This window comes from Salinivibrio sp. PR6 (assembly GCF_001995955.1).
GTDB lineage: Bacteria > Pseudomonadota > Gammaproteobacteria > Enterobacterales > Vibrionaceae > Salinivibrio > Salinivibrio siamensis.
In genome coordinates, this window is record NZ_MUFA01000009.1 from 20,578 (window position 1) to 41,750 (window position 21,173).

The 21,173-nt window shown below is 50.7% G+C and carries 11 protein-coding genes; 10 read left to right on the forward strand and 1 reads right to left on the reverse strand.

All coding sequences use genetic code 11. From position 1 onward, the window contains the following. Positions 1-62: 62 nt before the first annotated feature. The 10 genes from BZG72_RS09465 (at position 63) to BZG72_RS09510 (ending at position 20,141) form a co-directional block, all read left to right on the forward strand. Complete coding sequence (locus BZG72_RS09465) at positions 63-701, forward strand: 4'-phosphopantetheinyl transferase family protein (RefSeq protein WP_158075460.1); 639 nt, start codon at positions 63-65, stop codon at positions 699-701. Positions 702-771: 70 nt separating this feature from the next. After that, on the forward strand, positions 772-2,001 hold the full coding sequence (locus BZG72_RS09470) for an MFS transporter (protein WP_158075461.1): 1,230 nt from the start codon (positions 772-774) through the stop codon (positions 1,999-2,001). A 235-nt stretch (positions 2,002-2,236) separates the two neighbouring features. Further along, positions 2,237-4,171 (forward strand): TonB-dependent receptor domain-containing protein, encoded by a 1,935-nt coding sequence (locus tag BZG72_RS09475; RefSeq protein WP_241832535.1) that lies wholly within the window; start codon positions 2,237-2,239, stop codon positions 4,169-4,171. 179 nt (positions 4,172-4,350) lie between these two features. Further along, on the forward strand, positions 4,351-5,568 hold the full coding sequence (locus BZG72_RS09480) for an isochorismate synthase (RefSeq protein ID WP_077666630.1): 1,218 nt from the start codon (positions 4,351-4,353) through the stop codon (positions 5,566-5,568). Beyond that, on the forward strand, positions 5,565-7,250 hold the full coding sequence (locus BZG72_RS09485) for a (2,3-dihydroxybenzoyl)adenylate synthase (RefSeq protein WP_077666631.1): 1,686 nt from the start codon (positions 5,565-5,567) through the stop codon (positions 7,248-7,250). Before BZG72_RS09480 ends, BZG72_RS09485 begins: the two co-directional genes overlap by 4 nt. Next, positions 7,247-8,158: an isochorismatase family protein gene (locus BZG72_RS09490; RefSeq protein ID WP_077666632.1), complete on the forward strand. Its 912-nt coding sequence runs from the start codon at positions 7,247-7,249 to the stop codon at positions 8,156-8,158. The genes BZG72_RS09485 and BZG72_RS09490 overlap by 4 nt, the downstream gene beginning before the upstream one ends. After that, positions 8,155-11,283: a non-ribosomal peptide synthetase gene (locus BZG72_RS09495; protein ID WP_077666633.1), complete on the forward strand. Its 3,129-nt coding sequence runs from the start codon at positions 8,155-8,157 to the stop codon at positions 11,281-11,283. The genes BZG72_RS09490 and BZG72_RS09495 overlap by 4 nt, the downstream gene beginning before the upstream one ends. Before the next feature lie 5 nt (positions 11,284-11,288). Then, the gene (dhbA, locus tag BZG72_RS09500; RefSeq protein WP_241832536.1) at positions 11,289-12,080 is read left to right on the forward strand and encodes a 2,3-dihydro-2,3-dihydroxybenzoate dehydrogenase; all 792 of its coding nucleotides are present in this window, start codon (positions 11,289-11,291) and stop codon (positions 12,078-12,080) included. Between the two features lie 29 nt (positions 12,081-12,109). Continuing rightward, positions 12,110-18,628 carry a non-ribosomal peptide synthetase gene (locus tag BZG72_RS09505; protein ID WP_077666634.1) on the forward strand — a complete coding sequence of 2,173 codons (6,519 nt, stop codon included), beginning with the start codon at positions 12,110-12,112 and terminating at the stop codon, positions 18,626-18,628. Beyond that, positions 18,615-20,141, forward strand: a complete 1,527-nt coding sequence (locus tag BZG72_RS09510; RefSeq protein ID WP_108743041.1) for an amino acid adenylation domain-containing protein — start codon at positions 18,615-18,617, stop codon at positions 20,139-20,141. The genes BZG72_RS09505 and BZG72_RS09510 overlap by 14 nt, the downstream gene beginning before the upstream one ends. A gap of 58 nt (positions 20,142-20,199) precedes the next feature. Here BZG72_RS09510 and BZG72_RS09515 read toward each other — a convergent pair whose 3' ends face one another. Further along, entirely contained in the window at positions 20,200-21,132 is a 933-nt protein-coding gene (locus tag BZG72_RS09515) for an ABC transporter substrate-binding protein (RefSeq protein ID WP_241832537.1), read from the reverse strand. Positions 21,133-21,173 lie beyond the last annotated feature (41 nt).

Consider the following 21,173-nt stretch of genomic DNA (forward strand, 5'->3'; position numbering starts at 1 on the left):
AATTCGCTTTCATACAGTCACTGTGCCCTGTGGCCTTGCCTGATCCTGACACGTCAGTATTAATGGTTCAGTTTGATGTACAGCATTATTCCCCAATGCTATTTGCCAAGCTTGGTATTGAGATGCCCGAGGCGATTCGTCGGGCAGTGTGTAAGCGGCAAGCGGAGTTTTTGGCGGGTCGTTATCTGGCAAAAAAAGTACAAATGAGTCTGGGAGTGATGCCGATTGAGATAGCTATCGGTGACAGCCGCGCACCGGTTTGGCCATCAGCATGGACGGGAAGCATCAGTCACAATGATTCGTTAGCCATATGTGCGATGACGCCTCAGAGCTATGAGCATGAAGGCGTCGGTATCGATATTGAGTCATTGATTGATGTGGATAGGCTATCGGAGATGAAGGGTGTGGTCGTTACCGAAAAGGAGCTGGCGGCGCTACCCAGCAATGTACAAAATTTAAGTGGGTTGATGACTCTGTTGTTTTCGGCCAAAGAGAGCATTTTTAAAGCCTTGTACCCTCAAGTTAAACGCTATTTTGACTTTTTAGATGTCGCCTTTTTGCGGATGGACGACCAATGGTTGTACTTTGAGCTGAATACAAAGCTTTCTGACACCTTATTGCCCGGTCTGCAGGGAAAGGTGTATTACTCTAGGATGGATGAACGAGTGCTTACCTTTACGCGTTCTGAATATTTCATATGATAATAATTATCATTTATTGAGTTTGTGTTATCGGGCGGTTACAATCGATTTTTTTAGATAGGTTGTGTCCATGGATAGTAACACGCTGAATGCGAAGCCAGTTTTAAGGCTTGCGCTGCTTATTAACATGCTCTCTGTTGGAACCTTGATGATGGTGATGCCGTTGGGTCCCGATTTAGTCCGAGATATTGGCTTAAAAGGTGAGCACATCGGATACATCAGTGGCGGTGCGACGTTTGGCTCCGCAATCATTGGTTTTTTTCTCGCACCGGTATTAGACCGTTATGATCGACGAGCCGCTTTGACATTGTTTCTCCTACTTCGTTCTGCCCTGATTGCCTTGTGTGGATTAGCGACAGAGCCGAAACAGTTGTTACTTATTTTTATTGCCGCAGGCTGTTTCTCCGGCCCTCTTAGCGGCTTAATCATGGCGTCTGTCCTTGATGTAACTAACGTGGCGGAGCGAGGTAGGGCGATGGCCTTCGTTGCCAGTGGATTTTCTCTGGCGGCGATCATCATTGTGCCAGCTTCTTTGATGTTGGCGCAGTGGATGGGTTGGCAGATGACGTTCTTTTTCTTTGGTGGCATGGGAGTAATATTGGCGGTCGCCGTCAGGATCTATATGCCATCGCTGGTCCCACAGGCAAGCGCGATGACAAGTCCAACAATGCGTTCGGCAGGACTATCTAAAATGATCGGCTCCACGCCGTTTGTACTCGCGATGGCGATGATGGGGTTGACACTCTTTGGACATTTTCTATTGGTGCCAAACTTGTCGGCGTATTTCCAGTTTAACCTTGATTTCCCGCGGAACGAGATCAGTTACCTTTACCTCTTGGGTGGGGTGATGAGCATTTTAGCGATGCGTTACAGCGGCAGAATGATGGACAAAGGCTCAGGGCAACCGGTGTTATTTGGGTTAAGCGTGATTGTCGCTATGGTGGTTTATTATGGGTTTATCAGCGATAGCACGGATAAGTGGGTCTATCTGATTTTTATGATTTTGATGGCATCGAGTTCGGCGCGTAGTGCGGTCCTGGCAGCGTTTACATCAAGGGTACCACCACCACGATACCGTGCCGCCTTCATGACGTATCAATCAACAGTGTCTAATTTGGCCGCTGGTAGTGCAGGGATTGTCAGTTCCATCTATCTTGTTTCAGGGTCTGCGAATCAATTAGTAGGGCTCGATAAACTTGCCACAATGACTATCATTAGTGCGCTCGCGGTTCCTCTGCTTGTTTGCTGGTTTATCCCATCACTTAAACAGTCTCAAGCTTCACAACAAGTTCCGGGTTAATTCCCGGAGCCATCCCACTCCGTTTTCACCCTTTACCTGTACGTTTTTCGCTCGTCTTACCGGCTTGGTCGTTTTGCATTGTGAATATCTACGCAAATTTTCATGATCAAACGCAAATAATAATAAAAAAGATTATCAATTGTCTGCGGTTGGGATTGAGCGTAAAATAGAAATCATTATCATTTGCGCCACCATTTATATGGAGTGGTTAATTTTTGATGGACAAGGAGATAGCGTGTTTAAGTTGACTCGCCTGAATCAGGCTTTATGTGTAGTAGGTATGGTTTCTTCATTTACGGTAATGGCAGACACGGCCAATAACGACGTTAATGAAGTGATGGTGGTGACGGCGAGTCAGACAGAGCATCCGGAGCTCACAGCGCCGGCTTCTGTCTCGTATATTACTCGCGAAGACTTGGATAACCTTGTAGTCAATGATGTTGCTGAAGCGATTGAAAAACTGCCGGGTATTCACATCAACGCGGGCACAACATACGGGCGGAATGAGATCAAAATCCGTGGATTGGATTCAGATTATACCCTGCTGCTAATCAACGGTCGTCGGATTAACTCTCGAGATGGACTCCTTAGCTCTTACGGTAACGATTTTGATCTGTCCAGCATTCCGATGTCAGCGGTCGAGCGTATCGAGGTAACCCGTGGCCCTATGTCATCTTTGTATGGTGCCGATGCGTTAGGGGGCGTAGTGAATGTGATTCTTCGCAAACCCACAGAAGAAACGCAGGGCTCTTTGGGTTACCAGTTTGATGGCATTACTGAGGGCTCTGGTGGTAATACTCATAAAATGAATGGCTACGTCAGTGGCGCCCTAGTTCCTGACACCTTATTGGGGAACCTGATCATTGAAAAAAGTGATCGTGATGCGTGGCGGTCAAACCAATCCGTTAACCCAGATACGGATGTGCTGGAGGAACGTGATGAGTTGAGCTTGTACTCCAACCTGACATGGCTGGTGAATGATCAGCAGGATATCGAGCTTGATCTTAACTACAACACAGATGACCGTGATGCGGATTGGAACAACTGGGGTAACGCCGTAAACAATGTGCAGGAAATGGAGCGTTACAACCTGGCATTGACCCATTACGGTTACTGGGAGGCGATGAACTCTCGAGTGCGTTATAACCTCGACCATTCTGAATTGCGAGATGATTCAGAGCTGAATAGTGTAGTCGGTGATATCGAGCAAACCAATAACACTATTGATGCCCAGCTTTCTGGTTATTTAGGCGATCACCTTCTCACGGGCGGCGGCGAATTTCGTGATACTAAACTGGAAAATAACCTGACGCTGACGACCGATTCTGTGCACTACAGTCAGGCGGCGATTTACCTGCAAGATGAAATTTCGCTAGGCGACTTGGCACTGACTCTGAGTGCGCGTTATGACGATCACGAGGTGTACGGCGGTGAGTTTAGCCCTCGTGCTTATGCGGTTTATACGATCACTGACAACTGGGTAATTAAAGGTGGTGTTGGGGAAGCCTTTAAAGCGCCCGGCCTGAATCAGTACAGTGATTCTTACTCGGTACTAGCGTGTCGGGGTAAATGCCATGTGGTTGGTAACCCGGATCTAGAGGCAGAGACCTCACGGAGCTATGAGCTGGGAACCAGCTATGAAACTGCTCACTGGGGCGCCGGGTTAACCGTGTTCGAAAATGACATTGATGACATGATTGAGGCGGAAACGTGGGATCGCGTCAAAACTGAGTTGAGCTACTTCAACGTCGACGAGGCCGAGATCAAAGGGGTAGAAACATCGCTATGGGCCGACATTACCGACACGGTCAGTGTATCGGTGAATTATACCTACAGCGATGCAGAAGATAAAAGCACGCAGACCGATCTGCTCAATACGCCCGCCCATGTGGCTAATGTTCAACTCGACTGGCAGGCGAGAGACAACCTTTATGCTTACACGTCATACCAATACACAGGCTCTCAATACGCAAAAAATGGGTCGGATGTGGTGAAGCTAGATGCTTATGGCACGCTGGATCTAGGGGCTCGCTATCAACCTGTAGATGATCTGAACTTGAAGCTGGGGGTCACCAACCTCACTAACGAAGAGCGAGATGAGACCGCGATAGACCTGGATTACATCATGAAAGCACGCAGCGTCTATGCTGGCGTTTCATACGACTTCTGATAACAACATTCATCAGGACCACCTGATGCCAAAGGAGCCAACACAGGTTGGCTCCTTTTCGTACACAAAAGCAATGTGATGTCACCTTATAACAACTAAACCTACCGAGTTAATACTAAGCCTGTCAGTTTGCAATTAAATGCAACAAAAACAGGCTATTGTGTAAATGGAGTTGTGACATGCAACATACCCAACGTGAGAGGCTAGGATCGACCCCCGTATTCTCACCCGACAGAGATCTTTTTTTCTCATCGGAATACAAAACGGTCAGTGGAAAGGGAATTAGCCAAACGATTACTACACCCGCTATCTATGGTGAGCAACGCCAGAGCGCGTTCCAGCAAAAAATACAACAAGCATTCGCGGACGAAAAATCTAAAGGCGTCGAAAATCCGATTTTAATGGGGTCGATTCCGTTTGATGTATCTGAACCGTCTTGTCTCTATATTCCTGAATCTGTTGAGGTGACGGAGCACAACGCGGCAATGCCCGAACCCAATGGAATACTCGCACGTGAGCCTTTACAGATATTGGCTAAACGTAGTGAACCCGATGAATCGTTGTTTAAACATGCGGTTGCAGAGGCCGTAAAAAAGTTTCAGCGCACTGAATTAGAAAAAGCCGTGTTATCTCGGGTACTGAACTTAGAGTTAAGTGATGCCATCTCCGCTGATGATGTGCTTTCACGTTTGATAAAACAAAATCCTACTGGCTTCCATTTTGCCATTCCACAGCAAGACCAATCGGTTTTACTCGGCGCTAGTCCTGAGCTTCTGATTCGGCAGCAAGGGACGTCTATTTTATCGAACCCATTAGCTGGTTCAGCGAAGCGTCAGGGTAATACGGATGCCGATCGACAGGTGAGTGATGCTCTGCTGAAATCGGTAAAAGACAGATATGAACACCGTCTGGTCATTGAAGAAATCGCTCAACAGCTGACACCGTATTGTCGCAAGCTAGACGTACCTACTGGTCCATCGCTGATTTCTACCCCGACTATGTGGCATTTGTCGACACGCATCGAAGGGCAACTTAATGGTTTGGGTGATGAACAGGGTAAGCCGTCGAACTATAACGTCCTGCAGTTAGCGTGCCTACTACACCCAACTCCGGCTGTTTGTGGTTTCCCCTTCACGTTATCACGCGATGCGATCAAAGAGCTGGAAGGCTACGAACGTGGCATGTTCACCGGCATGGTGGGTTGGTGTGATTCTCAAGGGAATGGCGAGTGGGCGGTCACGATCCGTTGTGGAAAGGTACGTGAGAACTCTGTTCGCTTATTTGCCGGAGCGGGGATTGTAGATGCCTCTTGTCCGCAGGCGGAATGGGCGGAAACCGAAGCCAAGTTAGGTACGATGCTCAATGCGTTCGGATTAGGTGAGAAGGGGGCTGCATGAGTATCGCCTTCACCTCATGGCCGCCTGAGCTTGCTGAGCATTATCGCCAGAAAGGCTATTGGACAGATGTGCCGATGACAGACATCTTAACGCGTCACCAACAGAACCCTACTGACCACCTAGCGTTGATTTGTGGCGAACGAAGCTGGACGTACCGTCAGCTTGAGCACGATGCTGAGAGGCTGGCTGCCTCCCTGTTGCAGCTTGGTGTACAACCTGGCGACACGGCGTTGGTGCACCTACCTAATGTCGCTGAGTTTTATATTACCTTTTTTGCCCTCATGAAATTGGGCGTGGTGCCAGTGAATGCGCTATTCAGTCACAACCAGCATGAACTCACTGTCTATGCTGAGCAAATCAGACCGACGCTGGCGATCGTTTCTTCAGGCCACCACTTATTCAGGCAAAGTACGTTTGCTCAAACCTTGAGTGATCAGGTGACATCACTCAAGTTCTGCTTGGTTGATGGTGATGCGGACTTTGGCTATTCGCTCGCCGCAGCCATTGCGGGTACCTTGACGCCTTGTCATGCGTTCAGTAGTCAGGCGAAAAAAGCCGTCTCTTGGCCAGAGCTGAATGCCTCTGACGTTGCCTTTTTCCAGTTGTCTGGCGGCAGTACCGGTACCCCAAAACTGATCCCCCGAACGCATAATGACTACTACTACAGTGTCCGCGCCAGTGCAGAGATTTGTCGCTTAGACAGCGATACGGTTTATTTGTGTGCATTGCCTGCACCACACAATTACACCTTAAGCTCTCCTGGCGCGCTGGGTGTGTTTTATGCAGGGGGAACCGTGGTTTTGGCGGCAGAGCCCAGTCCAATGACCTGTTTTCCATTGATTCAATCTCATCAGATTACCATGGCTGCGTTGGTGCCCTCTGCTGTCACCTTGTGGTTGCAAGCCGCGGCAGATGATCGCTCGGCGCTTAGTAGTCTGCAATGGCTGCAGGTTGGTGGTGCGCATCTTGGTGAGAGCCTTGCCCGTCGTATTTATCCTGAGTTGGGATGTCATCTACAGCAGGTGTTCGGTATGGCCGAAGGCCTAGTGAACTATACGCGGTTTGAAGACAGTGAGTGGCATGTTCTTCATACTCAAGGGCGTCCCATCAGCGACGATGATGAAATACGGATTGTTGATGAAAACGGCGACGATGTGCCGAGAGGAACTCCCGGTGCCTTGCTCACTCGTGGGCCATATACCTTCCGGGGCTATTACAACAGCCCAGAACATAATCGCGTTGCATTTGATAAGGATGGGTTTTACCGCTCTGGTGATGTCGTCGTGATGACCGAAGACGGTTACTTGATGGTGGTGGGCCGCGACAAAGACCAGATTAATCGTGGTGGCGAAAAGGTGGCGGCCGAAGAGGTCGAAAACCAGCTACTGGCGGTGCCGGAGATCACGCAGGCTGCGTTGGTTGCCATGCCTGATAGCGTCATGGGAGAGAAAAGTTGCGCATTTATCGTGACGACTAACCCGAAGCTAAAACCTCTTACGATCCGAAAACACCTGCGCATGCGTGGTATCGCTGACTATAAACTCCCTGATCGGATCGAAAAAGTCGATGCCTTACCTATGACCCCTGTCGGAAAAATTGACAAAAAAGCGCTGCGTCAGCGGATTGCCAACCTACTAAAAAAACAGTCACAGCCTCAGCCCGAAAAGGACGTTTTATCATGACTATTCCTGCATTACCGACTTATACCATGCCTGCCGTCGAGGCCTTTCCAACCAACAAGGTGTCCTGGACGTTTGAGCCAGCGAAAGCGGCGTTTTTGATCCACGATATGCAAACTTATTTTGTGAGCTTTTATGAGCGCGATAGCGCGCTGATGCAAACGCTGCTCGATAATTTGGTGGCCTTAAAACACTTCTGCAAATCTCACGGTATTCCAGTGATCTACACGGCTCAACCCAAAGAGCAGAACCTGGCAGATAGAGCGCTACTCAATGATATGTGGGGGCCAGGTCTTAACAAATCGCCAGAACTGCAACAAGTCGTTGAGGCGTTAGCACCAGAAGAGGGAGATATTGTTCTCGACAAATGGCGTTACTCGGCGTTTCAGCGTTCACCTTTGGAGCATACGCTCAACGAACTAGGACGTGACCAGTTATTGATTGGGGGGATCTATGGTCATATAGGTTGCCTGATGACGGCAGTGGACGCTTTTATGCGTGACATTAAACCCTTCATGATCGGTGATGCCATTGCTGACTTTTCACTCGAAGAGCATCAAATGACACTCAAGTACGTGGCAGGACGAGCAGGTATGGTGATGTCAACGGCCTCGGTGATAGGTCAGGTGTCGAAAGCCGAGCCGCACGCGTTGCCTGATGTGCTCACTCACGGTGGTTTACTCGCCCGCATCGCGAAACTGGTCGACGAAGAGGAAGACGCGTTTGACCCGGATGAGAACCTGATCGATTACGGCTTAGACTCTGTGCAAATCATGGCGTTGATCACCGAATGGCGCAAGCACGGCGTTGAGATCAATTTTGTCCAACTGGCGGAGACGCCAACCTTCAATCACTGGTGGATGTTACTGGAGCAAGCACGAAATCAAGTGAATATGGAGGGACAAGTATGACACCGCTAAATACGGCTCAACATGGGTTATGGCTTGGGCACACTCTTAATGAAGATAAAGCGCTGTTTAACACAGCCGAATGTATCGTTTTTGACGGAAAAGTCGATGCAGACCTATTAGCGAGTGCCGCACGACAAGCAGTGGCGGAGAGTGAATGCCTCTCTTGCTACTACCGTAGTGAGAATGAACAACCCTATCGGGTTGCTACATCTGAACCAGTGGTATTTGAACGCGTTCACCTTACAGCCTCCTGCGAACAAGATACTGAAATGGCAACAGTGCGCCGTTGGGCAACCCAAGATATGAAGCAGGCGTTTGATTTGGCGCACCAGTTGCCGTGCCGCTTTACGTTACTTCATGGGGAACACCAAGACTATCTGTATCACTGTGTTCATCACATTGCGCTAGATGGTTTCGGCACGACGCTTATCTTTCAACGTATCGCCGAGATTTACTCTCAGTTAATGGAGGAGAGAGCACCCACACCATCGCCTTTCGGTTCGTTTCAGGCTGTGCTGGATGAAGACCAGCAACGCCGAGACTCCGGCGCTTATGACAAAGCCCGTCAGTTTTGGCTCGACACCCTTGCTAAAAATGTGGCGCCGTCTTCTTACCGCCATGATATCGCGCCGATTTCTGCTCAATTTCATCGAGAGAGTTGTACGTTCAATGACACGCTATGGCAACAATGCCAGAGCCTCGCTGAGCATCATCAATTAACTTGGGTGGATTTATTTCTCGCTGCACTTTGTACGCACCTGCGTCATTACAGCGACAACGAACAAGTTGTACTGGGGATGATGGTGATGAACCGTTTAGGTTCAAAATCGTTGACGGTTCCTTGTATGCAAATGAACATCGTACCGCTGGTGGTCGATGTCGTCGCTGACGATGATTTGCTAGACGTTGCCAGAAAGGTTGCGGCGCACAAAAAGAAGATGCGTCGCTTTCAGCACTATCGCTACGAAGACCTTCGTCGGGACCTGAACCGGGTCGGTGGCGGCCAGCGATTGTTTGGTGCCTTGGTGAATATCATGCCGTTCGATCATCCTTTGCATTATGGCAACGTAGCGGCTAGCACGCTAAATCTAAGTGCTGGGCCAGTAGAAGATCTGACTATTGAATTGCACAGTAAGTCAGAAGGCGTGCCAGAAGTAGACATTGATGCCAACCCTGCAGTGTATGACAAAGGTGACCTCGCTGAGTTGCAACAAGAACTGATGAGCTTACTGACACACTGGCTTGCATCGCCGACACAAACGACGAGCTGTGTACTGGCAAGCTTACATGCGCAGGCGCGGCAAGATGCTGTTATCTCTGGAGAAACCGACGCACGAACTCACACCCCTGCGGAGTCTGTACTGAATCAGATTCGCCGTCATGCAGCGCAGCAACCAGATGCCATCGCCGTGGAACAGGATGGAGTAGTGTTGACCTATGAGAGTCTGGTCAATAAGGCAGACACGATCGCTAGCGCTTTACGGGCACAAGGTGTGCAATCAGGAGAGCGAGTTGGAGTGGCACTAAGCCGATCGCTGTCTTGTATCACCACAGTGTTAGGAGTCATGTTCAGTGGTGCTGTATACGTGCCGCTCGATCCAGAGCAGCCGATTGAGCGTCAGCACCTGATTGTCGATCAGGCGGCGATCCGTATGCTGATTACCGAAGCGCAGTATCAACACTCCTTATCGGCCTTGCCTGTTACTGTTCAATTAGCGGGGCGTCTGCATAGCGAACCTGTCGCATTACCGGTTGTCGAGGCTGCTGACTCGGCTTATATCATGTTCACGTCTGGTTCGACCGGACAGCCGAAAGGCGTGGTGGTTAGTCATTCGGCGATGAATCATTTCGTCGCAGCGGCAGCTAAGCGTTATGACATCGCGGCGATCGATCGCGTCCTGCAGTTTGCGCCTTTCCATTTTGATGCCAGCATCGAAGAAATCTTCGTGACGCTGGGACAAGGTGCCACACTTGTGCTCCGCACTGATGCCATGCTTGAGTCAATGGCGAGTTTTTCTGATGCGATCACCGCTGAGCGGGTCACTGTGCTGGATTTGCCGACAGCGTTCTGGAATGAGTGGGTGGTGAGCCTACGAGCTGGCACTGCGACATTACCGAATACGCTGAAAGGCGTGATCATCGGTGGTGAAGCGGTTTATCCCGAGCCGTTAGTCCAGTGGAAGACAGCCGTCGAAGAGGCAGGGTTGACCAACCGCATCCGTCTATTCAATACCTACGGCCCGACAGAAACGACCGTGGTTGCAACGTGTAGTGAGTTGCAAGACGTTGATGGTCGTCATGGTCAATTACCTATCGGTCTGCCTTTGTCCGGCATCGACGTATTGGTGCTTGATGATCAGTTGCGCCCGACAACCACAGGCGAGCTGGTGATCCTAGGCGATACACTTGCGGATGGCTACCTCGGCCAGGCGCACCCTGCTTTTATCCGCATACTCGTGGGCGGGGTTGAGCGCCGTGCGTACCGTACCGGTGATCGAGTGACACTCACCGATGGCCAGCTGATTTACCTAGGTCGTATTGATAACGAGTTCAAAATCAGTGGTTATCGCATTCAGCCGGGCGAAGTTGAATCCCACCTCCTTGCGCTTGATGGCGTGGAAGAAGCCTGCGTACAGGGGATGGTATTTGATAATGGCCTCCGTCGTTTGGTGGCATTTGTCGCTGGGAAGGGTTGTCAGAATGAAGATGCACTGGCGATTAAAACCGCGCTGCAGTCGAGTCTTCCACCGGCGATGATACCGACCGATTTTCGTTTCTTTGCCAACTTGCCGAAAACCCTCAATAACAAAATTGATCGCAACGCCTTGCTGGCCAGTTATGAGGGGGACAGTGTTGAATCGGTGTTAGCGAGTGAGACTGAAAGCCGAGTCGGTGCAATCTGGCAGCAGATCCTCGGGGTCAGCCTGATTCAGTCGCAGGATAACTTTTTTGAATTAGGCGGGCAGTCACTGCAGACCATTCAAATTGTTAACCGTCTAGGCGCCGAATTTGGTGTCAGTATCAAGGTGTCCGATGTGTTTGATCGCCCCGTTTTGAATGAATTTTGTCGCTATCTCGATGAGATGCAGCAGCAGAGTGAAGACGAAGTGGAGATGGTGTGGTGAAGGCCGTGAAGCAGCAAACAGCAGTGACCTCCAGTGGTCAATTTGACAGCAAAGTGGTTTGGGTAACGGGGGCGGCTCGTGGCATTGGGTATGCGGTAGCTATACATTTCCATCAACTGGGTGCTCAGGTGATTGGCTTGGATAAAGACTTTGGGGCTGGGTGCGACGAGGGCGCAACGTACCCGTTTGCAACTTATCATGTGGATATTGCTCATCCAGACCAGGTTAAAGCGGTTGCTCAGCGCATCTTATCAGATGTACCGGTGATCGATGTGCTCGCCAATGTGGCGGGTACCTTACGCATGGGAAAAACCGAGGAACTGACCGAAGACGATTGGCATACCTGCCTTAATGTAAATGCTTCCGGTGCTTTTTACTTATTCCAACAGCTGATCCCTGTTTTTAAACAGCAACGTCATGGTGCCGTGGTGACGGTCAGCTCGAATGCCGCCCATGTTCCCCGTCAACATATGACAGCCTACTGTGCCTCTAAAGCCGCACTGAGCAGTCTAGCCAATTGTGTTGCGCTAGAGCTTGCCCCCTATGGGATACGCTGCAATCTGGTATCGCCGGGATCAACCGATACGCAGATGCAGCGCTCGTTGTGGCACAGCAAAGATGCCGAGCAGCGTACTATTGCGGGATTTCCTTCGCAATTCAAACTGGGTATCCCGCTAGGAAAGATAGCCCAACCTGAGGAAGTCGCGAACGTCGTCGTGTTCCTAGCATCAGATTTAGCCAGCCACGTGACAATGCAAGACATAGTGGTGGATGGCGGCGCAATTCTCAACGCGTGAAGACGACCCGTAGTGATATAGGAAAAACCATGACAGATATGATTTCATTTTTGGCGGATCTTGAGCGCAAAGGTATTCGGTTAGCACTGAATGAAAAAGGTCAGCTGGTTTCTCAGTGCAGCAAACAAGCGATGACGCCAGAAATCGGCCAGCAGATCCGTACTCATAAAGAAGCGATTATTCGGTGCTTACGCGCCCGTCAAGCGTATGAGCAGCCTATTCCGGTGCAAGACGATAAAACAGGACCGCTTTCATTTTCACAGAGTGGTTTGTGGTTTATCGAGCAATATGAGGACAACTCGCACTTATATAATATGCCAGTGCATTTTCGCCTCACCGGTAAACTTGATGTTAATGCACTAGAATACGCGTTTGCTGCTTTGGTGGATAAACATGCCAGCTTGCGAACTCGATTTGTGCGTAATCGCCATGGAAAAGGCGAACAACATATAGATAACCAGACCGCGCTTACTGTGACGCATCATGATTTGTCCCACCTAGACAAAAAGTCGCGTGAAGAAGCCTTACTGATAAGGATCGAGGAAGACATATACCAGTCGTTTGATCTAGAGAAAGGCGCTTTGACTCGGGTCGAATTGATTCGACTGGATGAGGAAGAGCATTTGTTGATGCTCACCCAACATCACATCATTTCAGATGGCTGGTCAGTAAAAAACATGTTTGCCGATTTTAAGCAGGCTTTTTTGGCATACCAGAATAACCAGTTAGCACCGTTGAAACCGACTGCTGTCAACTACATCGATTACGCGCACTGGCTCAACTCTTCAGCCTTTCGCGATTATCACCAAGAATTTCGCCCGTTTTGGGTAGAGCGATTGAAAGGTATTCCTGAGGTTCATGCCTTGCCACTGGATAAACCGCGGCCTGCAAATCACAACAATGATGGCGCACTGGTATTTTCGACCATTTCTTTAGCTAAGTGGCAGCAATTTCAGCGGCTATGCCAACAAAATAGTTGTTCGTATTTTATCGGCCTACATGCGGTTTTCTCGCTATTAATGGCGCGCCTAGGTGGAGAAAAGGATGTCGTCATTGGAACACCTTTGGCGTACCGAGAACGCGCGGATATCGAAGATGTCGTGGGATTCTTTGTCAATACCATTGTGTTGAGGACACAGCTCGATGAAGATGCAACCTTTATCGATTACTTGCAATATTGCCGTGAGCAGGATTTGTCAGCGTTTGACCATCAGCTGTTTCGCTTTGAATCACTGAGTGAGGCCATTGGGGCTGATCGAACCACGGCACACAACCCTATTTTCCAGATTATGCTGGTTTATCAGGCAAAGGTCGACTTTAACGATTTGATCCCAGGGTGCGATGCGGTGGAAGAGCCGTCGCCAGTATTACCGGCTAAAACTGACCTGTCACTAAAAGTGACCGAGTTGGTAGATGGTGTCCGTCTCGAGTGGCTATACAGCAAAGGGATATTCGAACATCAGACGATTACCCGCTTCGCAGATATGTTTCTGCAGCTGTTAGACGGTATTCTCGCTGCTCCCGAAACAACAGTAATGGCCTTCCCGCTTGTGGAACAGGCGCACCAAGCCCAAATGGCAAGCGCCTTGGCTCGCTTACCAGCCCACATAGAGATGCCCACGTTGACGCATGAGCAAATCAGTCGCCATGCGTCAACGTGCCCGACTCGACTCGCGGTCACTGGGGTGGACGGTCACTTAAGTTATCAAGCGTTGGAAGAGGCAGCAAATCGTTTAGCCCACTACTTATTGGCACAATCCGCCCACCGCCAAGCGTCGGATGCTGAGACTAAAATAGGTGTTGTCGCCAGTCGAACAACCCAGTATGCGGTGTCGGTACTCGCTGTTTGGAAAGCGGGTATGAGCTATGTGCCGCTCGACCCAGCGTATCCAACCGCGCGACTACAGCACTTAGTTGATGATGCGCAGCTGTCGTTGATGATTGCGCCAGATGCGGATTTTTCGCAATCTCATCCGGCACTGACTGGTTGTGAAGTCATTGATCTCTCCGAACCATCCACTACAGAGAAACTCTCACTGGCAGCACCGACGTCGCCCTCACGCGCGGTCACGGAAAAGGACTTGGCCTATGTGATTTACACCTCGGGTTCAACAGGCCTGCCGAAAGGGGTAGAAGTCGAGCATGGCGCGTTTACGAACCTGCTAACCGACCATACCGCGCGATTAGCGCTGAATCACGATAGTGTGATGCTCAACCCAATGTCTTTGGCGTTTGATGCTGGAAACATGACTGCCATTCTCCCCCTGTTTGCGGGGGCCCATCTGGTGTTTGGTACGCCAGATGACACCTTGCTTGACCAGGCGGACTCATGTCGTGCAACACATATGATCAGCGCAACGGCACTGTTTGCCGCCATGGTTCCTCGGCCACTGCGTACACTTCATACCGTCGCGTTTGGCGGTGAAGCTTGTCCGGCCACGTTGGTGAGTAGTTGGCAGGGCAACCTCCGCCTGCTCAATATGTATGGCCCGACAGAGTTCACTGTAACGGCATTGGTCAAAGAGCTTGAGCCTGGTGAGCCAGTGACCATCGGTCAACCTATCGATAATACACAAGCGCTGATCATAGACGAGCGAGGACAGCTTTGCCCCGTGGGGGTGGCAGGAGAGCTTTGTCTTGCTGGTCTGGGGTTGGCCCGGGGTTATCTGAACCAACCCGATTTAACCGCAAGTGCCTTTGTAACCCTAACCGTCGCGGGACAGCGTGTACGTTGCTACCGAACGGGTGATAAGGCGCGATGGCTTAACAACGGCGACGTCGAATATCTGGGTCGGTTAGATCAACAGATCAAACTGCGTGGTTATCGAATAGAGTTGGCTGAAATTGAGAGTCAACTGGCCAAAGTCGCACCGCAACTTAATCAGGTCAGGGTCATTCTTGCCGGAGAGGGTGCGCAGTGCCAATTGGTTGCTTACGCGACACCACAACATGTGTCATGCCCCGAGCATTCGGTTGATCAAACGGGTGTGGATGTTGGTCAAATTCTGTCTGAGGCGACCCGAATCTTGCCTGAATATATGGTACCAGCAGAGCTTATTATGCTGGATGAACTGCCGCTGACGGTGAACGGTAAGTTGGACGTCAGTCGATTGCCAGCACGCCAACGGATAACACAAGCATATGCGCAGCCAGAAACAGAGATGGAAGCCGACGTACTTACTGTGTGGCGAGATGTGCTGAATACGGATCTGGGTGTGGAAGATGATTTCTTCCGTTTGGGAGGCGATTCAATTTTGAGTATACAGCTCAATACTCGTCTTCGTGATGCAGGCTTTCCTTGCACCGTAAAAGATGTTTTTGAAGCGAAAACAGTCCGTAAACTGTGCCGTACTCTTACCGCACGCGCTGTGACCGAGCAGGCCGTTGATGCCGAACAGGGGCAACTATCTGGCGAGTTTGATTTGCACCCTATTCAGCATTGGTTTGATGCTCAGCCTTTTACTCGGCCAGCGCATTGGAACCAAGCGGTAATTTTGGCTATTCCCAACATCGATACGGGTCGTCTCAACGAGATGATGTCAATGCTATTGGCACATCATGACGCACTGCGCCTACGGGTGACTGAAGAGGGAAAGACGCGTCGCCAGCGCTACCAAGCCTCTGTCACTGTGCCCGAGCTGAAAGAGCTGGATGCGTCCACCATGACTCAAGAGTTACTTTATGATGCGCTCACCACATTGCAGTCGCAGTTTGATCTGGTTAACGGCCCCATCATGGCTTGGGCTCGGATCCGTCACTTACCTGCCCAAGGAGAGCAGGAGCCGCAAACTGGTCTGTTTTTGGCATTCCATCACTGGGTCATTGATGCCGTCTCTTGGCGGATCATCGCTGATGATCTGAGGCGCTTATCACAAGGGTTGCCGTTGGCGAATAAAACCTCCAGCTATCGACAATGGGGAGAGGCGCTTCGAGACTATGCGAACCGTCACTCGGCACAGTTTGATTTTTGGTATCGTCAGCTGGATAACATCAGAAACGGTGGAGGCAGCACCTTGCCAGCGGTTCTTAACCAAGACCCAGATGGTCGTGTCGTTCCTAGCCAGGCGATGTTACAACTCGATCAAGCCAACACAGCGCGTTTGGTTGGTCCTGCAAATACTGCCTTTAATACCGAGGTGCGTGACTTGCTGTTATCGGCTTTGAGTATCACGCTTAATGAACTGGGCTGGGGAGAGCAAGCCACCGTGATGTTAGAGGGGCATGGCCGGGAAGAGATTGATGTGCAATTGGATGTCAGTCGCACCGTGGGGTGGTTCACTAGCACCTATCCATGCCGAGTTGCGGTGAGATCAACCTTGGCAGAAACCATCAAGCACGTTAAAGAAGCACTGCGTGAGGTGCCTGATAATGGGGTGGGGTTCAACGCCTTACGTTGCTTCCACCCTCAAGGTGAGCAGCTAACTTTCTCACCGATTGTCTTGAACTACTTGGGCCGTCAGACACAAAAGCACGATCAACCGGCTGAGCAATGGCGTCCTTTACCTATTGTGCCTGGACAGACCGCCTCACCGCTTAATCCTGGCGAAGAACTGCTCAGTTTGCATGGGGGGATCGATGATGGCCAGTTAACACTACGGCAAGTTGGCGTTTTAGATCAGACGCTTAGCGAGCAATTCATGGCAGCATTTAAAGCCAACCTGGTCAAGATCGTCCATGATTGTGAGCAGCACGCGACAATATATGGGCGTAGGTTTACCCCCTCGGATTACCCGCTTGTGAGCCTTGCTCAAGGCGAGCTAGATAGACTGAGCGAGCGCTTTGATATTGAAGCGTTGCTGCCCGCATCATCACTACAGCAAAGCATGTTTGTTCACCAGCGTCGTTGCCCAGACGATGAGGCATACCTGTTGCAGACGCCGATTCGGTATCGTCAACCGGTGGATAGGGTGCGGTATCAGCAGGCTTGGCAGGCCGTTGTCTCGGCGTTTCCAGCCCTACGGACCGTGATGAGTGGCCCTTACGGCGCTGATAATCAGTTGGTACAAGTGGTTCAGCGTCAGATAGCTATGCCATTCGAATGGGTCGAACTGGCTGATGAGGAAGATCCTGCCACTCAGATTGCGGCCTATTGCCAGCAAGACCGTCAACGTGGTATCGCGCTTGATGGCGATGCTTTAATGCGTGTGCGTTGCTTCCGGCTTGCCGATGATGATATTCAAGTTATCTTCAGTTGCCACCATGCTGTCATTGATGGTTGGAGCGGTCCGCGTTTGTTTTCAGCGTTGCATCAGGCCTACGAGGCACTGAGTGAGCCCAATAATGGTCTGCCATCGGCATTGTTGCCGGCAGATGAGGCCTATATAGCGCATGCAGAGTACGCTGCGAGTGCTCGTCCTGATGCGGCGGCGTTCTGGGCGAATAAAGCATTGACGACGGCCAAAGCCGACGATTTAACCCCGCTATTCGGTCCGGACTTTGCCTCTTTACCCATGCAGCGACAACCAGAAGTGGTTAGAACAGCACTCAATGAGCAAGAGCAGGCGGCATTGCAGCATTTTGCTCGTGAGGTCGGGGTAACCCACAGTACCGTGGCGCAATTTGCGTGGCACCGTCTGGTCGCACGTGAGTGCGGGCTGCCAAGCGACAAGACAACGACGATTGTTGGCAATGTTGTACCGGGTCGCGATGCGCCCGTGACGGGAATCGCTAACAGTGTTGGATTATATATCAACACGTTACCCTTGATCGTCAACTGGCAGAGTCACCTAACATTGGCTGATCAATTGCGTGCGCTGCAAGATGAAGCGATGGCACTGAATCAGCATGCGACACAGTCGCTGATCGAGTTACACGCTGGACATCGTCGTTTGTTTGACAGTGTCTTTGTTTATGAGAATTACCCACGAGCAGAGGTGGATGATCACCAAGCTCACGTGGTTCCCGGAGCTAACCTGTATCCTGAGTTTGGCGTTGCGTTTGAAAAAGTTGAGGTACCGCTCAGTTTGGTCGTCAATGAAGTAGGAGGTCAGCTGTCGCTGCGTTTCGAGTTTGATGGCGCGCAGGTCGAGCCATTCCGTGCTCGTGATGTGTTGGACCAATGGCGGGCGTCACTATTAGAAGTGTTTACCGCCGATCCGCAATACACCCTGGAACTTGACCCCGCAGAGGCTTTGCCTGAGGTATCGGTCGATATAGCGTCTCAGACAAAGCGCGATCAGCAGCCAAAAGAAGGTGTGAAGTCTGATTATGCACAAGGCAGTCAGTATTCATCGGAAGTGGCGCGTTTGGTCAGCGAGGTGTGGCAACAAAGTACTCACCTTTGTGTCACCCCTGAGAGCCCGCATTGGTATCAGCCTTTATGCGTGTTAGGGATAAGCTCACTGGCGGCGATTGGGTTGGTGCAACGGCTCAATTATGCGCTGAACATGCACGATGTATCAGCGATGGGTGTCGCACAGCCGATAACGTTAGCGTTTTTGTATCAGCATGCGACACCAGATGCAATTTGCCGAGCACTCAGTGTGGGTCGCGCACAACCGCCAAAGAGTGAGCAACCTGTGATGGAGGCGACCGATGCGGGCGAATAATCAATTCAGTGAAGAGGCAACCTGTTTAGCACCGATGTTAGAGGCCGCCCTCATGGAGGCGGCTACCTCAGGCCTCATTGCCATTGACTTTGGCGACCAATCGATCCGCTATGATCAACTATTGGTGGCGGTCAGTCAGGTGCAGCAGCGGTTAAACCAGGCTGGATTGCAGCCTGGTGATCGCGTTGGCATACATTTAATGCGCTCGCCAACCCTGATAGCGACCTTATTGGCGTGTGTGTTTTCAGGTGTGGCCTTTGTGCCGCTCGACCCGCTGTTTCCTGCTGGGCGATTAAGAGAGATCGCCGATGAGGCGAAGTTAAGCGCGGTGATAGAGGCAAACAGCGATGGGGCAGCGCCAATTGCGTTTGACTGTCCTGTTATCACCTTGGGTCTTGTTGAGGAGTGTGTAGCAAACGAAAGTGGCCTGACGCCATTACACTTACCTTTACTGAGTCCGCAAACCACCGCCTATATTATGTTTACCTCTGGTTCAACCGGTAAGCCGAAAGGAGTGGTGATCAGCCACCAGGCAATGGCGACTTTTTTGTCTGCCGCTGTGACGCGACTCAACCTTGATGACAAGTGCCACTGGCTACTGATCACGACCATTGCGTTTGATATCTCGATATTGGAGATTTTTGCGCCTTTGTTGGTTGGTGGTCGCCTATGCCTCGCGAATAGTGAGGAGCACAAAGATCCCCATCTTGTCGCGACGATGTTAACACGTCATCCATCGTTAAATACGCTTCAAGCAACACCGACGTTTTGGCGAATGATGATCAATACTGGTTGGAGCGGAAAGACAGGCCTAAGGGCATTGATAGGAGGGGAAGCATTAGATGCTGGATTGGCGGAACAGCTAATGGCGCGTTCGAGGATACTTTGGAACTGCTACGGTCCGACAGAAGCCACCGTGTGGTCAATGATGTCAGAAGTAAAAACCGCGCACCAGATCACCATTGGGTCTAGCCTAGTGGGATATACCCATTGTGTGCTGGATGACGAGGGGCAGCCTGTCGATTTAGGGCATGAAGGGGAGCTATGTATCTCAGGTAATGCACTCAGCGATGGTTACTGGCAAAGGGATGACCTGACGGCGCGTCAGTTTATTACGCGCAATGATGGTCGGCGTTATTACCGTACCGGCGATATCGTTCGGCGGTTGGCGGATGACTGTTATCAATATATTGGCCGTCAGGATAGTCAGATTAAACTGCGTGGCTATCGGATTGAATTAGGAGAAATCGAAACGCGTCTCCGCGAGTTAGATACGGTGCTTGATGCAGCGGTGAAACTAGAGGGAGAAGGTGAGAATCGTATTCTCGTTGGTTATATAGAGCAAGGTGAATACGGCACCGCCTACACGCCGGAGATGACGCGTCTGCAATTGCGAAAAGCACTGTCCCCTCATTTACCCGGTTATATGATCCCCACTCGTTTTGTCTGGCTGGCGAGCTTGCCGAAAACGGCGAGTGGAAAGGTTGACCGCAAACAATTAACGGCGAGCTAACTCGGCTCACGACGGAAAAAACCGCCGAAAGGCGGTTTTTCAAACGGTAACACGACGTTTATTCGCTCAGTGGCTCAGCGTTGGGCTTATTGACCAGTTCAGCAATATCATCCATGACTTTAAGTGCAGCGAGTGGACCACCGACTGAAGTCCACAACGAACCATCAACCGGTGCAAAGCGACCTGCTTCAATGGCGCTAAGTTGGCGGAATGCTGGGGTGCTTTCTGCTTGTTTCATCGCGTCAACCGCGTCACCAGACGCGCTGAGTGTGCCAATTACCATCCAATCACCATCTAATACATCAAGCGCTTCCAAGCTCAGTGACATGGAATGGGTATGGCCTGGATCCTGCTGGTCGCTCGGGCGCTTCATGCCAACATCGGCGATCACCTGACTGGCAAAAGAATCCCGGAACATGTACGCCGGCCCTTTCGGATTCCAGCGCACGACACTGATGGTTTGCCCCAGTTTGTCGCCAATCGCTTGTTTTGTCTTTTTCACATGGGCGTGGTAGCGCGTCATAAAGGCTTCGGCTTCGGTTTGACGGTTTAGAATAGTCGCAGTGCGCTTAAATACCTTTTTCCAATTTTCACCGTAGTCAAATGTGACCACTGTTGGTGCAATTTCGCTTAGCAGCGCAATCACTTCAGGTCGATTGGGCGCGGTTAAGATTAAATCTGGCGCGAGCTCTAGAATGCTTTCTAAGTTTGGCCGAGACAGCCCACCGACGACCTGGATTTTATCGTCAATGACAGGCTTTAAATATCGAGGTAAAGACGACTGGCCGCGGCCATTGACCGTACCAACTGGGGTGAGGCCTAACGCGAGGGTGGTATCTAAGTCGATTTCGCTTAGCGTAATGATGCGTTTAGGCTGTGCAGGGATCGCAACACGCTCTCCATACGCATTCTCGACTGTACGGGTTTCGGCGGCACTGGCTTGGTTCACCATGCAGAACAGAGCGAGGGCCGTAAAAAGGCTTCTCAGCAAAATAATGCTCCTTATTATATGTCCAATGAAATGAATAAATT

Bases quoted from the DNA above. Each gene is read 5' to 3' on its own strand.
- BZG72_RS09465 (WP_158075460.1), top strand. From the start codon at position 63: ATGGTTCAGTTTGATGTACAGCATTATTCCCCAATGCTATTTGCCAAG.
- BZG72_RS09510 (WP_108743041.1), top strand. From the start codon at position 18,615: ATGCGGGCGAATAATCAATTCAGTGAAGAGGCAACCTGTTTAGCACCG.
- BZG72_RS09505 (WP_077666634.1), top strand. From the start codon at position 12,110: ATGACAGATATGATTTCATTTTTGGCGGATCTTGAGCGCAAAGGTATT.
- BZG72_RS09470 (WP_158075461.1), top strand. From the start codon at position 772: ATGGATAGTAACACGCTGAATGCGAAGCCAGTTTTAAGGCTTGCGCTG.
- BZG72_RS09495 (WP_077666633.1), top strand. From the start codon at position 8,155: ATGACACCGCTAAATACGGCTCAACATGGGTTATGGCTTGGGCACACT.
- BZG72_RS09485 (WP_077666631.1), top strand. From the start codon at position 5,565: ATGAGTATCGCCTTCACCTCATGGCCGCCTGAGCTTGCTGAGCATTAT.
- BZG72_RS09480 (WP_077666630.1), top strand. From the start codon at position 4,351: ATGCAACATACCCAACGTGAGAGGCTAGGATCGACCCCCGTATTCTCA.
- BZG72_RS09490 (WP_077666632.1), top strand. From the start codon at position 7,247: ATGACTATTCCTGCATTACCGACTTATACCATGCCTGCCGTCGAGGCC.